At 42.0% G+C, this 14,983-nt stretch carries 18 protein-coding genes; 2 read left to right on the forward strand and 16 right to left on the reverse strand.

Annotation, left to right across the window (positions count from 1 at the left end):
• Positions 1 to 150: 150 nt before the first annotated feature.
• The 8 genes from AC4E8A_RS15440 to AC4E8A_RS15475 all read right to left on the reverse strand — a co-directional run bounded on the left by AC4E8A_RS15440 (position 151) and on the right by AC4E8A_RS15475 (position 6,330).
• Positions 151 to 849: a YphF family lipoprotein gene (locus tag AC4E8A_RS15440; RefSeq protein ID WP_490198887.1), complete on the reverse strand. Its 699-nt coding sequence runs from the start codon at positions 847 to 849 to the stop codon at positions 151 to 153.
• Between the two features lie 37 nt (positions 850 to 886).
• Complete coding sequence (locus tag AC4E8A_RS15445; protein ID WP_490194140.1) at positions 887 to 1,084, reverse strand: DUF2768 domain-containing protein; 198 nt, start codon at positions 1,082 to 1,084, stop codon at positions 887 to 889.
• 153 nt (positions 1,085 to 1,237) lie between these two features.
• Positions 1,238 to 1,498: a hypothetical protein gene (locus tag AC4E8A_RS15450; protein WP_490194142.1), complete on the reverse strand. Its 261-nt coding sequence runs from the start codon at positions 1,496 to 1,498 to the stop codon at positions 1,238 to 1,240.
• A 360-nt stretch (positions 1,499 to 1,858) separates the two neighbouring features.
• Positions 1,859 to 2,899 carry an NAD(P)H-dependent glycerol-3-phosphate dehydrogenase gene (locus AC4E8A_RS15455; protein WP_490194144.1) on the reverse strand — a complete coding sequence of 347 codons (1,041 nt, stop codon included), beginning with the start codon at positions 2,897 to 2,899 and terminating at the stop codon, positions 1,859 to 1,861.
• Positions 2,900 to 2,916: 17 nt separating this feature from the next.
• The gene (der, locus tag AC4E8A_RS15460; protein WP_490194146.1) at positions 2,917 to 4,227 is read right to left on the reverse strand and encodes a ribosome biogenesis GTPase Der; all 1,311 of its coding nucleotides are present in this window, start codon (positions 4,225 to 4,227) and stop codon (positions 2,917 to 2,919) included.
• 404 nt (positions 4,228 to 4,631) lie between these two features.
• Entirely contained in the window at positions 4,632 to 4,820 is a 189-nt protein-coding gene (locus AC4E8A_RS15465; protein ID WP_490194147.1) for a capping complex subunit for YIEGIA, read from the reverse strand.
• On the reverse strand, positions 4,817 to 5,713 hold the full coding sequence (locus tag AC4E8A_RS15470) for a YIEGIA family protein (RefSeq protein ID WP_490194149.1): 897 nt from the start codon (positions 5,711 to 5,713) through the stop codon (positions 4,817 to 4,819). The genes AC4E8A_RS15465 and AC4E8A_RS15470 overlap by 4 nt, the downstream gene beginning before the upstream one ends.
• Complete coding sequence (locus tag AC4E8A_RS15475; protein WP_490194151.1) at positions 5,710 to 6,330, reverse strand: YphA family membrane protein; 621 nt, start codon at positions 6,328 to 6,330, stop codon at positions 5,710 to 5,712. Before AC4E8A_RS15475 ends, AC4E8A_RS15470 begins: the two co-directional genes overlap by 4 nt.
• A 106-nt stretch (positions 6,331 to 6,436) precedes the next feature.
• On the opposite strand from AC4E8A_RS15475, the gene AC4E8A_RS15480 reads away from it, so the two are divergent.
• Complete coding sequence (locus AC4E8A_RS15480) at positions 6,437 to 6,568, forward strand: YpzI family protein (protein ID WP_490194153.1); 132 nt, start codon at positions 6,437 to 6,439, stop codon at positions 6,566 to 6,568.
• 258 nt (positions 6,569 to 6,826) lie between these two features.
• Here AC4E8A_RS15480 and rpsA read toward each other — a convergent pair whose 3' ends face one another.
• The 8 genes from rpsA to prsW all read right to left on the reverse strand — a co-directional run bounded on the left by rpsA (position 6,827) and on the right by prsW (position 13,785).
• On the reverse strand, positions 6,827 to 7,966 hold the full coding sequence (gene rpsA / locus AC4E8A_RS15485) for a 30S ribosomal protein S1 (RefSeq protein ID WP_490194154.1): 1,140 nt from the start codon (positions 7,964 to 7,966) through the stop codon (positions 6,827 to 6,829).
• Positions 7,967 to 8,085: 119 nt separating this feature from the next.
• Entirely contained in the window at positions 8,086 to 8,667 is a 582-nt protein-coding gene (locus tag AC4E8A_RS15490; protein ID WP_490194155.1) for a lysophospholipid acyltransferase family protein, read from the reverse strand.
• Entirely contained in the window at positions 8,668 to 9,345 is a 678-nt protein-coding gene (gene cmk / locus AC4E8A_RS15495; protein WP_490194157.1) for a (d)CMP kinase, read from the reverse strand. It abuts the gene before it with no gap.
• 143 nt (positions 9,346 to 9,488) lie between these two features.
• Positions 9,489 to 9,764 carry a YpfB family protein gene (locus AC4E8A_RS15500; protein ID WP_490194159.1) on the reverse strand — a complete coding sequence of 92 codons (276 nt, stop codon included), beginning with the start codon at positions 9,762 to 9,764 and terminating at the stop codon, positions 9,489 to 9,491.
• Between the two features lie 27 nt (positions 9,765 to 9,791).
• On the reverse strand, positions 9,792 to 10,439 hold the full coding sequence (locus AC4E8A_RS15505) for a flagellar brake protein (protein WP_490194161.1): 648 nt from the start codon (positions 10,437 to 10,439) through the stop codon (positions 9,792 to 9,794).
• A 305-nt stretch (positions 10,440 to 10,744) separates the two neighbouring features.
• Positions 10,745 to 12,091, reverse strand: coding sequence for a germination protein YpeB (gene ypeB / locus AC4E8A_RS15510; protein ID WP_490194163.1), 1,347 nt, complete (start codon positions 12,089 to 12,091; stop codon positions 10,745 to 10,747).
• 12 nt (positions 12,092 to 12,103) lie between these two features.
• Positions 12,104 to 12,952, reverse strand: coding sequence for a spore cortex-lytic enzyme (gene sleB / locus AC4E8A_RS15515; protein WP_490198888.1), 849 nt, complete (start codon positions 12,950 to 12,952; stop codon positions 12,104 to 12,106).
• A 143-nt stretch (positions 12,953 to 13,095) separates the two neighbouring features.
• Positions 13,096 to 13,785: a glutamic-type intramembrane protease PrsW gene (prsW, locus tag AC4E8A_RS15520; RefSeq protein ID WP_490194165.1), complete on the reverse strand. Its 690-nt coding sequence runs from the start codon at positions 13,783 to 13,785 to the stop codon at positions 13,096 to 13,098.
• A gap of 105 nt (positions 13,786 to 13,890) precedes the next feature.
• Here prsW and AC4E8A_RS15525 point away from each other — a divergent pair, with 105 nt between their 5' ends.
• Complete coding sequence (locus AC4E8A_RS15525; RefSeq protein WP_490194167.1) at positions 13,891 to 14,871, forward strand: asparaginase; 981 nt, start codon at positions 13,891 to 13,893, stop codon at positions 14,869 to 14,871.
• Positions 14,872 to 14,983 lie beyond the last annotated feature (112 nt).

The raw sequence follows: 14,983 nt of genomic DNA on the forward strand, positions 1-14,983 counted from the left end.
CTTATGACTATTAATATGTTTTTTTTGCCTCCTTATTACTAAAAAAGAAAAATAATATGATGGAGACAAAAAGTTGAGGACAGAAATGGGAATAGGATAATGAAAAAACCCCTTTCCTTACAAATATATTTTGCAGGAAAGGGGTTATGCCTATTTCATCATAAAGACTGGTTCATTATCTTCATTTACAGTATAAGGGGGGGAATATGCAGGAACGAAAGCAGAGTGTTCCGTCAGGATCGGCCGGATATCCTCACCCGTTTCAACACTGTCACCGTTTTCCTGAAGCACCTTGTTTAAATCATTTCTGTAATCCACAAAAATTTCACCGCTCCCTTTAATTAACAGCGGGAGGCGCTGATTGGAGTATGGACTGACAACATATGGTTCTTCATCGTAGCCGATTTTGGAATAATCGAGTGTATAAACATTGTCTGCAATACTTTCCTTAAATGGCGGATATCCCGTTGATTGGATTCTGATATTGATTTCGCGAATCTGCTCTGCTATCCTTAAATCAAAAATTTTGACGGTGGGGTTTTCTTCAACATCAATCAGTACATATTGAAATACGCCGCCGTTTTCATAAGCATTTCCAGGAACCTCGGAAAGGAAGATCCCTTTTAATTTATTAAAATCAATCGGGTATTTTATATAGATAGGTGTATCTTCATCTCTTGTTTTAATGGGGAGGATCCCGCCATTATCTGACTGGAACTTTTCAACCGCAGACTGAACCGCCTCAATCTGATCCTCGTATGGGATTTGGTTTTTTTGAAGCTGTTCATCAGGATATAAACATCCTGCCAGGAGCGAGGCTGTAAGCACTATCACGAGCACAAGTTTCATTTTTTTCAAAATAACACATCCTTAAAGCATAGCTTGTCTAATTCGTCGGTCCGCTTAATACAATATAGGCCATCATCAATCCGCCGGATATCATTAGGACATAAGCAATAAGTGCGGTAATAAAACGGAAAAAGCCTTTTTTCAATTTATATCTGCTCAGGTAGATCGTTAATATGGCAAGAATCATGAAACCCATAGAGGCAAATGAAACCCACATTTTCATCATCGAAGACATTGGACGTCCCTCCTTATTTGTCGAAAGTATTATATCACACCCATCGAGAAAGTTAATAGCGTATAAAAACAATTCACTTTTATGTCTTTTTTTAGATATACACGGGCGCTCTTTAAGTAGCGAAAGAGGTTGGCACCTGAATTGTAATGCACCTTAAGGCTTGTCCTTCTGTAACAAGCTGTAGGTTCCTATATTTCCCTTCCGCTTTAAACGTCCAATAAAGACATCTGTAAACCAAAAGGGTCTTTTCGTATAGTCTGCTGCTATCAGGATAAGTTCGTTGATTTCCGCAGGGTGTACGACTCCCATTGGCGTGTGGTGAGCTAAAAGTGCAAGCGGCCGTTCCGCGCTGTATGGATTGAAAATCTCCTGGATGGGAAAAGGAATCAGGGAACGGCATAAGTTGGTGTTCATTCCCTTTGAGCTGAGCACTAAAATTTCCTGTGGATAACAGAAAAAATCCAATACCCGTTTTTTCCCAGGACAAATTTCTGAAATTAGTGAGGAAATGAACTTGATGCCTTTCCTCATATAGTGAGACTACAATGCACCAGGCGCCTGCCACTGAAACTGGATGAGTCCCGTTAGTCCCGCATAAGATCACACACCTTCCACTCCAATCGACCTTTCGCAATAAAAAAAAGACTGAAGCAAGGGGAAATCCTTCCTTCAGTCCAAAGTGACAGCTACCCATCCATCTTTAAAGCTGTTTATGTTCCATTCATCGTATGCAACAACAGGATTTTTGCATCGTCGAATGCCCATTCAAACAAATTATTCGGTCATCTTTTCGCCTAATATATTAAAAAGGTCTTCCATTTCATGGGTCTTCATCCGCCCCATGAGGGAATCAACAGCCTGTTTAGGAGGAACATCGTTAAAAAGCACCTCATACAAGGCTTGAGTAATAGGCATCTGGACATTATACTTCTGCGCAAGCTGATGAGCAGCTTTGGTTGTCCTGACACCTTCCACGACCATTCCCATTTCATCAAGCACGTTTTGGAGTTTCATTCCTTTGCCAAGTTGGTTTCCGGCTCTCCAGTTTCTGGAGTGGACACTAGTACAAGTAACGATTAGATCCCCTATTCCAGTTAAACCTGAAAAGGTCAGTGGGTTGGCACCCATTTTGCTGCCCAGTCTTGCTATTTCAGCAAGACCCCTGGTTATAAGCGCCGCCTTTGCGTTATCTCCATATCCAAGCCCGTCAGTGATCCCGGCTGCAAGAGCAATGATATTCTTTAACGCCCCTCCGATTTCCACACCTACGACATCAGGATTTGTGTAAACCCTGAAATGTTGATTCATGAAGAGATCCTGCACATGCTCAGCGGCTTCCATGTTTTCAGAGGAAACGGTCACAGTCGTCGGATGCCTCAAACTCACCTCTTCTGCATGGCTCGGCCCAGAAAGCACGACAACCTCCTTAAGTGAACGATTATCCATTTCCTGCTCGATCATTTCGGAAATCCTCAATAACGTATCGGGTTCGATTCCTTTACTTACATGTACAATTATCACTGGACTCGACACCGTCTTCTTCACCATTTGAAGCACTTCCCTGACGGCTTTGGTCGGAACTGCCAGAATGACGGTCTCCACACCTTCCAAAGCTTCTCCAAGGTGTGAGAACCCTTTAATCCCTTTTGGAAGCTGGATGTTTTTCAGATACTTCTCATTCGTATGTTTGGAGTTGATTTCTTCCATTTGCTCATGGTTATGTCCCCAGAGATTCACAGTGTGCTGATTATCAGCAAGGACCATCGCGAGTGCCGTTCCCCAGCTTCCCGCTCCCAGTACAGTAATTGTTTTCACTTTCTCACCCTCCAGATTTATTTTCGTGCACGCGCGATTATACGGATTGGTGTTCCTTCAAAAACAAATGCCTCTCTTATCCGATTTTCTAGGAAACGTGCATAGGAAAAGTGCATTAATTCTGGTTCATTCACAAAAACAACAAAGGTAGGAGGCTTGACTGCCACTTGAGTTGCATAGAATACTTTAAGTCTTTTGCCTTTATCAGTAGGTGTTGGATTCATTGCCACCGCATCCGCAATGACTTCATTCAAAATACTGGATTGAACCCGTAACGCGTGATTTTCACTCACCTGGTTAATTGCCGGGATCAGTGTGTGGATTCTCTTTTTCGTTTTCGCGGACAAGAAGATGATCGGAGCATAATCAAGAAACAGGAAGTGCTCCCTGATATTCTGCTCAAAATTTTTCATCGTTTTTTCATCTTTTTCAACTGCGTCCCATTTATTGACGACAATAATGACACCGCGTCCTGCTTCATGGGCATAACCGGCAATCTTCTTGTCCTGCTCGATGATCCCTTCTTCACCATCTATAACGACCAGAACAACATCGGAACGTTCAATGGCCCTCAGAGCGCGAAGGACACTGTATTTTTCAGTTGATTCGTACACCTTGCCTTTTTTCCTCATGCCGGCTGTATCAATGATGACATACTCCTGCCCATCAACCTTCAGCTTGGAATCAATGGCATCACGGGTTGTTCCGGCAACATTGCTGACAATGACGCGGTCTTCTCCAAGCATGGCATTGACCAATGAGGATTTTCCAACGTTCGGACGCCCAATAAGTGAAAATTTGATGACATCTTCTGCATAGGTTTCTCCAGAATCTTTATTGAAGCTTTTGGCCACTTCATCCAGCATGTCTCCAAGACCGATTCCATGAGATCCTGAAACAGGGAACGGTTCCCCAAACCCTAAAGAGTAAAAGTCATAGACAAGTTCTCTCATGTCAGGATTATCAATTTTATTCACTGCCAACACAACCGGTTTTTTGGAACGATAAAGTATTTTGGCTACAATCTCGTCAGCAGCCGTTACACCTTCACGCCCGTTTGTCAAAAAGACAATGACATCCGCTTCATCAATGGCAATTTCAGCTTGCTGGCGGATTTGTTCAAGAAACGGCTCATCCCCGATTTCAATTCCACCGGTATCAATAATATTAAAGTCATGCGTCAGCCAATCAGCTGAACTGTAAATCCGGTCTCTCGTCACTCCCGGTACATCTTCCACAATGGATATTCTCTCACCGACTATTCGGTTAAAGATGGTGGACTTCCCAACGTTGGGACGCCCTACAATTGCAACAACTGGTTTTGTCACATTGTTCACCCTTTCTATTTGTTTAGTACATTAAAGGCCGTTTTCTCATGCTTCGTTTTTTTAAAAGAAGAATTGCTTTCTATGTTAATTGCAGGCTTTTTCTAAGTAAAGCAGCGTTTTTGGATCGCCAATTTTTATCAATCATTCAGGAAAAGCCTGATTCTCAATCATCATATCTTCAACGATTCACAATGCTTGTCTTCATTTGACTTCGGCTTATGTTAAATGCATCCTCCTAGTATGAGGATAAATGAAAGACTGACCTTTTAAGGTATTTTTCTCCTTACAGGCCAGCCCCCTTAACTTCGTTATTTTATCAGTAAATGCAATTTCTAGCAATTAATCTTCAGTGTTTCCTGTATAAGTTACAGATTCATCGGAAAGCCGCCGCATTTGAGGCATCACTAATGCCTGACGATAATGAACAATCCCTCGTCTAATTCATGCGCAATCCCATCCAATATCGCTTCAAGGTTTCCCGATACCTTTTCCAGCTGCTCTTGAGTCTTGCAATAAAAGACAGCCGTTCCGCTTGGTATCTTCTCAGGATAGGTCGTTACAGCTGCAAGAATAAACTTATCAACAGTACTCATTTAAGCTTTCTCCCCTTTTCATTTGCTTTTGACTCTGTGGGCATGCGAATTGCATTTTCAAGGGTTGGAACCTGTCCAAGTACTGCTATCGCTTTTTCAACATCCTTCTTCTGAGGAAGGACAAAAACTCCTACTCTTCCATCATCAAGATCCCTTTTGGCAAGGGGCGTCAGTGCCGGAGTCCCGGAGTCCTTATAAATCCCGAGCGTTGTGGAAACATCATGCAAAATCGCTTGTCTTTGGCCAAGGTTCGCGATGGTCGATCTGGAATCAAATGATTTTGGGGTAAGCAGGAAACCCATTCCGTATCTTAATATTTCTTCTTGCCTGGCAGGCAGACCGATATTCATAATATAGATATTATCGACATACAGGCCGGCACCATCGAAATGGGGCTCTTTGAACTCAATTTCCACGATATCCTTTAATTTCCCTCCAGCCATCAGCCTGTGAGCCAGCAGGATGCTGATGATGCCCACTACGAGTGCCCCCCAAAAGTTAACAATCAAATAGGCTAGAGTTGTAAGCAATGAAGTAAAGATGACAAGGTAATTCCTGCTCTCGAAAGCAACGGCTATCCCTTCAATATACGTAGCACCACGGGGCACAAGCTCAAAGGCATCCAGTTCAGTCAATGTATTCCTTTCCATATTCCTCACATCCCTAAACTGGGAAGCAGCCACTGTTAAAAAAGTGATGGCTGTGAAATTTTCTTCCAATAAAGCCGGCACAGCGATAGTGCCCAAACCAGCTGCAATGAAGCCCAGAGCAATGTGAATGATTTTTCCATGCAAATATGTAGGGTACTGTCTATAATCTGTCCTGAGCATGTAAATACGTGTTAACGTTCCAATTAAGACACCAAATACAACAGGGTAAACATATTCATTCATATATTCTTGACTTCTCCTTTTTTGAGTGCAGATTTGATGAGATTCGATTGTGTATTTGTTAAAGATTGGACCAGATGCACGCAACATCCGCTGACCACTAAAATGGAAAGCATGTCAAGAAAAAGATGGCTCCCTATTTGATAAGGTAAATTTGTCTGCATAAAGACGGTTCCTGTTAAAAATTCTCCCGTTATCATACCGACAATCATGGCAATAATCCTCTTTTGAGAGAATTTCATCCCTCCGTACATCAATATTGAGAGTACAAGAATGATGGCAGCCGTCATGATTCTTTTATCGACAATCAAAATAATTGGATCATAAACCGATAAAAGAGTGAAACTGGAGTATGCCATCGCTATGATAAAGCTGCACAAGAATAAATACAGCTTTTCAGATAGGGGAAATTCTTTAATGAACATCATTGTACTAAGAAAGATAAGGACTGCTGTAACCCCTGTCTGAAATCCTGACAGACTGATCCCGTACGGAAAACTGATTATAAAAATAAGAGCTGCCGCTGAACACCTGAGCCGCCAGTAATGCTTTTTTTCCAGCATAAACGTACTAATGATCCAGCCGGCCCACATCAGCCACAAGAAAAATAAACCCTCCATGTGCACCTACCTCCTATTATTCCATTATGGAAAATCTTTATGTAATCCATTCATGTATACTTCAAAACTTTTAGAAAAAATTAAAAAGACAGGAGGTGTAAGTAAAATGGGAAAAGATCGCCAGGAAAAAAAACGTAGACAAAGCGGCAGAGTCGAGTCAGACAGGGATCAAACACTTGAAAAAGCAGGTGCTACTCGACTGGAAAGTCCGGACGAGTCCAGACGGAGACAGAGATAAACCACACAAGCAAATGACCCCCGGTGCTTTGCATCGCGGGGTTCTTTCTACATTATCCCGAAATAATATGATGGACATTTTGCAGCTCTTTAATTTCTATTTACAAAATTCCCTTGGTTTGATTGCAGTTAATTTTTGAAATGTGTAATAAACAACCATAAATTCTACCAATTGGGCCAAAAAAAAGATGGGTTCATTAGTTCCACTCTTTTCAAACACAAAAAGCCGGCCAATTTCCGGCCGGCTTTTTGCACATTTTTATTTTTTGAAGTTTTTCAATTTGTCGCCGATCATATCACCAAGCTGGAAGCCGGTGTTTTCTTCCGGCATCTCATAATTATCATATTCTTCAGCAGGCTTTTCTTCCAATTCCTTAATGCTCAGGGATAAACGCTGTTCGTTTCCATTGACATCAAGCACTTTGACTTTAACAGTCTGGCCTTCTTCAAGAACTTCATGAGGAGTTCCAATATGTTTATGAGAGATTTGGGAGATGTGTACAAGTCCTTCCACTCCAGGGAATACTTCAACGAAAGCCCCATAAGAAACAAGACGTTTCACTTCTCCTTCGAGCACTTCACCTTTTGGCGCTCTGCTCGCAATATCATTCCAAGGTCCAGGGAGTGTTTCTTTAATGGAAAGTGAAATTCTTTCGTTATCGCGGTCGACTGACAATACTTTCACGTTCACTTGTTGTCCTTCTGAAACTACATCAGACGGCTTCTCAACATGCTCGTGTGAAAGCTGGGAGATATGGACAAGCCCATCTACCCCACCGATATCAACAAAAGCACCGAAGTCAGTAAGGCGCTGAACTGTTCCTTCAAGCACTTCGCCTGTTTGGATTTTGTCCAGGACTTCTTTCTTTTGCTCTTCCTTTTGCTCCTCCACAACTGCCCGGTGAGAAAGGATCAAGCGGTTTTTATCTTTTTCTAATTCAACAATTTTAAAAGTCAGTGTTCTTCCTTTGTAATCACTGAAATCTTCAACGTAGTGATCTTCAACCAGGGAAGCAGGAACGAATCCGCGTACACCAAGGTCAACCACAAGGCCGCCTTTAACGACATCCTTCACTTCCGCTTCGAAGACTTCTCCACTTTCAAAACGGTTCTGCATTTCGTCCCATGCTTTTTCAGCGTCAACTTTACGTTTGGAAAGGACCAGAAGCTCCTCTTCCACTTTTGTTACGATTAAATCAAGTACATCGCCTTCCTGGCATGCATCAGAAGCTTTTTCAATATGGAGGCTGGATAATTCACTAATCGGAATAATGCCGTCCACTTTACTGCCTTCCACATCAACAAGGACTTGCTTTTCTTCTACTTTCGTGACTGTTCCTTTAACCTTGTCACCTACTTCAAGGTTATTCACTTCCACTTGGTTCATGTCTTCTACCATATGTACTCCTCCTTAATCCTTGACTGCTAATCATTTTAAAGTGATTGAATTCACTTATCTTTAAAAATATTCTTTCTACTAACTTCTAATAAATAGTCTGATTTGTCAAGCAAAAAACCTTACTGATGCTTATCCAAAAGTTTTTGGATTTCACCCATGATAACCGCGGTTACAGCCTCTGCATTTGCCTTTTCTGCCTTTGGTCCCTCAAGGTCTACCGGCGGTCCGAATACGACCTTCAATTTTCTGAAAGGTTTATAAGAACCGATAATCGCACATGGGACTACGACTGCATCGGTTCGCATGGCAAAAAATCCAGCTCCTGCCAGGCCTTTTCCTAATGTACCGGTTTTACTTCTAGTACCCTCCGGAAAAAGACCTAAAACATTATTTTCCTTCAAAATTTTCATCCCTGTCCTTAATGCCTCCCTGTCGCTCATCCCGCGCTTTACGGGGAAGGCATGGACATGGGGAAGAATTGTTTTCAGGAAAGGTGCTTTGAATAGTTCTTCTTTTGCCATGAAGGCCACTGGTCTGGGACAACTGATCCCTACCACAGGGGGATCAAGGTTATTAATATGATTGCTGCAAAGCAGGACACCACCGTCTTTTGGCAAATGCTCTGTGCCCTGGACCTCGATCCTGTATAGCGGTCCAAGGATGCTTTTCACGACACCTCTTGCAAAATAGTAAAACTTCATTTAAGAGCCAGTCCTTTCTGCTGCCAGAGAAAGAATCTTGGCGGCCACCTCGCCTATCCCCAGCGAGGTCGTGTCAATCTCAACGGCATCACTCGCTTTTTTCAGCGGAGAGACCTCCCGTTCAGAATCAAGCTTATCCCTTTGGGCAATTTCTGATTTTAACTGTTCCAAATCAGACGGTATATTTTTTTTCATATTTTCACTGTGTCTTCTTTTCGCCCTCTCTTCCACACTCGCCAGGAGAAATACTTTCACTTCCGCATCAGGAATCACGTGGGTGCCGATATCACGGCCGTCCATGACGACTCCCCCTTCATCGGCTAATTCCTGCTGCCTTTTGACCATCTCTGTACGGACAAGACGGTGTTTGGCTGCGATCGATACCGAATTGGTAACATCATTCTGCCTGATTTCCCCTGTTACTTCCTGCCCGTCCACATAGACAAGCTGTCCGTCCGGTCCAGGAGCAAGCTCAATCTTTGTATCCATAAGAAGGTTATAAAGGTTTTCTTCATCATTTAAATCTACGTTCTCCATTATAGCTTTATACGTAATAGCACGGTACATTGCTCCTGTATCGATGTAGATATAAGAAAGTTTTTCCGCCACGATTTTGGCCACAGTGCTTTTCCCTGCAGCTGCCGGGCCGTCGATTGCAATTCTTAGTTTGTTTTCCATAATAATAAAACACCCACTTTATATTCTATAGCTTAAATCCTGCGTATATTTTATCATAAAATAAGAATTTGACACATAGAATGTTCATTTAACTGACTTTATCCGAAGACCATTGTCTTCAGCAAGAAAAAAAGAGAGAGCATTCAATCTCCCTCTGGTCCCGTCCCGGTTTGGGCATTCAGGACATCTACGATTTCCGTATGTTCCTGCTTGTTTACCCCTTCATAAAATGCCAGTTTATTAACTTCAGGCAGAAAATCCAATCCGTGAAAGGCAACTTGAGCAATGATTAAGAGGACGAAATGAAACACCGCCAGTTTGATGAGTATCTTTTCAATTCTATTCAATTTCATCTTCCATTCTATTAGCAACTTACTAAAAGTATGGGTTGTCCCGGCCTCTTTTATTCTTATATCCATTCATAATCCATGCATTTGTTAAACTTTTCATTCAATTAACCCCTTATTTCTCAAAGCAAGCTGCTTTTCGAAGCAGAAACGCAGAATCGTTTGCTGCTGCATGTCTTTCAATTGCTCGAACTCCAGAGAGGCAATTTTGTGCGTGCCCCTCTCCCAGATTCTCACAACCTGCCCCGGCACGTTAAAATATTGGTATCCCCCTGTCTGCATCGGCAGAACCAGCAAAATTTCAACTTCCATACCTGCTTCATATACCTGCTCCTTCTGGACTTTGACTGCACACCCCCCGGCACTGATATCAGTTGTTATGGTCGGGTAGGGACCTCGGGGGGTAATGATGGCGGCATCCACTGTCGCATCCACCCTGACAAACTGCCTTCTCTGCACTTTTATAAGTTCATCGTCTCCAGGATAGTGAAGGGCGATCATCGGAATATTGCTTTTTTTTCTGCCGGTCACTTCCGTTTCGAATGAAAAGACAGTCGTTTCATTATGCACGAAACTTACTTTCAACTGAGTTCCGTCAATCAAAAACACTGTCCTGTCTGTTTCTGTATGTACAGGATAATCAATATATATTTTTGAGTCCTTCTGCTCCACCAACTTACACCTGTATTTTTCGGCCTTGTCCGCCCGAACAGGCTCCAGCGTAAGAATCATTCCAATTTTTAACATAAATACACTTCCTATATTGTTTGCATATCAAGCAGTGATGAAATTTTTAAAAATTCAACAAATATGTATATAGGTATATTATGGCATGATTTTCTAATTTCGGCTATAGTTTTTATATGTTTTGGCCATCGAAATTGGACCCAGCAGCCAAAATCCTGGTTTCGTATTCATTAGCTGCTAAAGTATTCCCATTGCCTAATTCCATTCAATAAAAAAAGGGTGAAAACACCCTACAACAGCTTTCTGGTTAAAAGCAAAAAGACAGGCACCGGTTTTAAGTGCCTGCTGCCTGTTTTTCTATATGCTTATACTGTTTCTTCAAAAATCTGCTCTGCATTTTTAAGTTTTTCTACTTTCTCTTCAACGGCGCTGTCAGCGTTTATATAAATTCGGTACGTATCATTGCCGAGCATTCCAAGGAATTCGTAGCATAATACCTCTTCGTTCAGCTCATTGACGATGACTGCCAAACGGCTTTCCATGATCTTGACTTTCGGATTGATTTTCCCTTTTGCATCTTCTTCACTGACTGCAGGTTCAGGGATATCCCGAACTTGATTGTTCTTCAGATACTCTTCAGCAGCAAAACCTATAACTTGTCCGTCGTCCAGAGCGACTTTCAGTTTCAACGCGTCAGGATAAATTCTCACCCCGTTTACAACAGTGACAAAGGTAAAAGTTCCGATATTATCATACTGAGCACTTTCAAACAATTCAAGATCTTTAAATTTATTTTCTTTCAGAAATGCCGTTGCTTTATTTGCTGCCTCATTCAATCCGATATTGCGTTTCTCCACCTCGCGATTGTGAATGAAGTAAATTGGATAACCGCCTTTCTTGGTTACATCCATAGTTGCCTCACTTTTTCCATTTTGCAGTGAGACACTATAGAACCCAAAGTTTGACCCTTTTCCATTTTCTGTTACTTTGACCTCTTTTACATCTTCGACCCGTGTATACTTTTTCATGATTTCAACTGCTTCTTCTTTTGAAATCGATTCTCCCTGTAAATTCTTATAATCATCATTTTTCTTTTGAGTATTAACGAAGGTCGGACCGCCAAAATTTGCTTCATCGTATCCGTCTACGGTTTTCTCGACTGTTTTGAATCCATCAATGATCGTATTATCCGCCTGCTCTTTCCCTGTCGCCAGTGCCATTTCTACATCCATCCAGCGCAGATTATTCTCCAGGACAAGATGCTGTACCTTTCTCAGCTCCTTTTGGATATCTTCACTTTGGCCATACAACTGCTGTAAATTGTTGTACTCCTCATCAGATAAAGGCTCTTTATCCAGATCTCTTACCGCAACCCGGTAACTGAAATCCCCTATGTTAGCCAGGAATTCCTCTGTTTTGTTGAAAGGAAGTAATGTAAGCGGAAGCTGGCCCACATCACTATGAGCTTGAGAAGTCAATCTCCAAACGTCAGCAAGTTCAGGTGAAAGTGACTTCTTTGAGTTCATCGCCAGTGTTGTTCCTATTTTATCGTGCAGCAAATCCATTTGATAGGTCAACTCATGGAATGCACGCTGATAGTTATTTTCTGCATTGATAAGTATCGCGTTTTTCTCTTGATGTTCCTGATACCCCCAGTACGCTGTACCTGCTACTCCAATGGCCAGCACTGCAATCAATATACCTCGTATCAACCTGATCACCCCTTAATTACAGAATATATGTTTTCCAATTTTCTTGATTTGTGGTCTGCTCCAAATCCATTTACTTGTAGCGGTAGCAGGGTTGAAGTAGTATTGGGCATTTTGTGATGGGTCCCAGCCCTGAATGGCATCCATTACAGCTTCCTTGGCTTTTTCATTAGGAGTCAGCCATATTTGGCCATCTGCTACTGCTGTAAACGCTCCCGGCTCAAATATTACTCCAGATGCTGTATTGGGAAATGACGGACTGTCTATCCTGTTCAGAATGACGGCAGCAACTGCCACCTGTCCCTCGTATGGTTCACCTCTCGCTTCACCATATACTGCGTTCGCCATAAGCTGGATATCATTCTGGGAAAAGCCATTTGGAATATTAACGGCTGTCGGCTGTTTTGGCGCCTGGTTTTGTTCAGGGGCCGTTCCCTGATTGGAAGGTGTTCCGCCGCCCCCTCCTTCAGACTGTTTTTCTAAATCGGTCCCCCCGTAATGAGAGAAATCTTTTCCTTGGTTAATTTGTTTCTGCACATATTCCTTATTATACTTTGAGGCTTTTACCAATTTATCCTTTGTTTCTTGGCCTGCCAAACCGTCAATCGGCAATGCGAATTCATACTGGAAATTTCTGAGTGCCCAGTAGGTTCCCCAGCCGAATACTCCATCGATATTACCATTGTAAAAACCGATATATTGTAAGCGGGACTGAAGCTCGATCACATCTTCTCCAGTTGCACCTTTCTGGATCACCTGGTTAGAAAAAGCTCCTGCGTGATCGTTTTCATTTGTAAATGATAAAGTTGATAATATAAGCACCATGAGCAGAAATACTGTTAACAACTTGATGCGTTTTTTCATCATGCTTACCCTCCAAATCATGTATTAACATTAAACCTAGTTTCTGTACTGAAATCCATTTTATACATGCAGCGGGAAGGATAAGGAAGAAAAAAACAGGCACCAAAAAGACCCCTCATTCCTACTTTCTTTAAATGAAGGGCCTAAATGGACATTTTCTTATTCAACTTTTCTTGATCATAATGGGTGGAGGTCAGGCGATGCGCACTCTTGATTTTCCGGATACCGGTCCACCAAAGGAACAGCATGAATGGAATCATGTAGATGATCCAATTCCTTCCGGTACTAAGGATGAAATCATAGGTCCCATGTAAAGCAAAAGGAATCAGTAATGATATGCAAATCCGTTTCAGCTTCATCTGTTGGTCTGCAAACTTGGATTTTCCTAGATAGTAACCCATCACGACGCCGAATAAGGCATGTGCCGAAACAGGCAGCAGCGCTCTTCCAATTGCAAATTCAACACCGTGGGCTACAAGGTAAAGAATATTCTCAACCGTTGCAAAACCAAGGGAAACGCTTGCACCGTAAATAATCCCATCATAAGGATCATTAAATTCAATATGTTGGTAAACAGCAAAGAATAAAATGAACCATTTGAAAAATTCTTCCAGAAAACCTGAGGATAAATAAGCATTCATCCATGGAGAAGAAATAATTTGTTCAGCTTGCAAAACATATTGAAGGAACATGATTGGAAAGGTCAATACAGCACCATATACAAATGTCTTAATAATGAAAGAAACAGGCTCTGATTCAAATTCATCACGAAGGTAAAAATAGCTGAGCAAAGCCAGCCCCGGTGCAAAACCAGCTGATAAAATCACCAGCATAAAATTTGTCCTCTTTTCTTTCTGTTTTCTTAATCGTATCATGTAAAAGAGAGAAAGAAAATAACTGATTACAATTACAAGTATATTCAAAGGAGTGACGATTATATGAAAAAACGCATATTAATCATACATACAGGCGGAACGATTTCCATGATGGAAGATGCCTCTACCGGTGCCGTTCAGCCCGGAGAGAAAAATCCACTCTCAGAACATTCTTCATCCCTCAACCGCTTGGCGGACATAACCGTGAGAGAAGCATTTCATCTTCCCTCACCTCATATAACACCCGATCACATGCTGCAACTGAAACAGATCATTGAAGAAGAATATAGGAAGGAAAAGTTTCAAGGTGTCGTCATCACACACGGGACAGACACATTGGAAGAAACGGCATATTTTCTGGACTTGACTGTAGATTTACCCCTTTCCGTTGTAGTCACCGGCGCTATGCGCTCAAGCAATGAAATTGGTGCAGATGGCCTATATAATCTTTTATCTTCCATACAAGTTGCTGCAAATGAAAATTCACTGGATAAAGGGGTCCTGGTCGTCCTTAACGATGAGATCCACTCGGCCAAAAATGTGACCAAAACCCATACAAGCAATGTTTCCACTTTTCAAAGTCCGCAGTATGGTCCAATCGGAATCGTCACCAAACGAGGGGTTATTTTCCATCATAAACCAACTTCCTCAGAAAAATATTCAGTGCAAAGCGTTTCAAAGAAGATCGCTCTGATAAAAGCCCATGCTGGCATGGACTCTGCTCTACTCTATGCATTAAAGGAGTTTCAATTTGATGGGGTCATTCTAGAAGCTCTTGGACAGGGAAATCTTCCTCCTGCTTCGGTCGAGGGAGTTGAAGCCCTTATCAACGCTAAGATTCCGGTTGTCCTTGTATCAAGATGCTTCAACGGCATTGCCCAGGATATATACGGATATGCCGGCGGCGGGAAGCAGCTGAAGGAAATGGGTGTGATCTTTTCAAACGGTCTCAATGGACAGAAAGCAAGGCTTAAGCTTCTGGTTGCCCTGTCAACACCAAGGCAAACGCAGCTGAATGATCTTGAAGAGATTTTTAAAAATTGACTTGGGATTTAGAGGTGTTATACCTTCCTTTTAGACCAAAGCTCTATTTAGAAATTACATAAAATACTCATGACTTGCTTATCCCAGCCTGTAGGAACACTCTATTATTGAT

The sequence above is a fragment of the Bacillus sp. SRL337 genome (assembly GCF_984799155.1).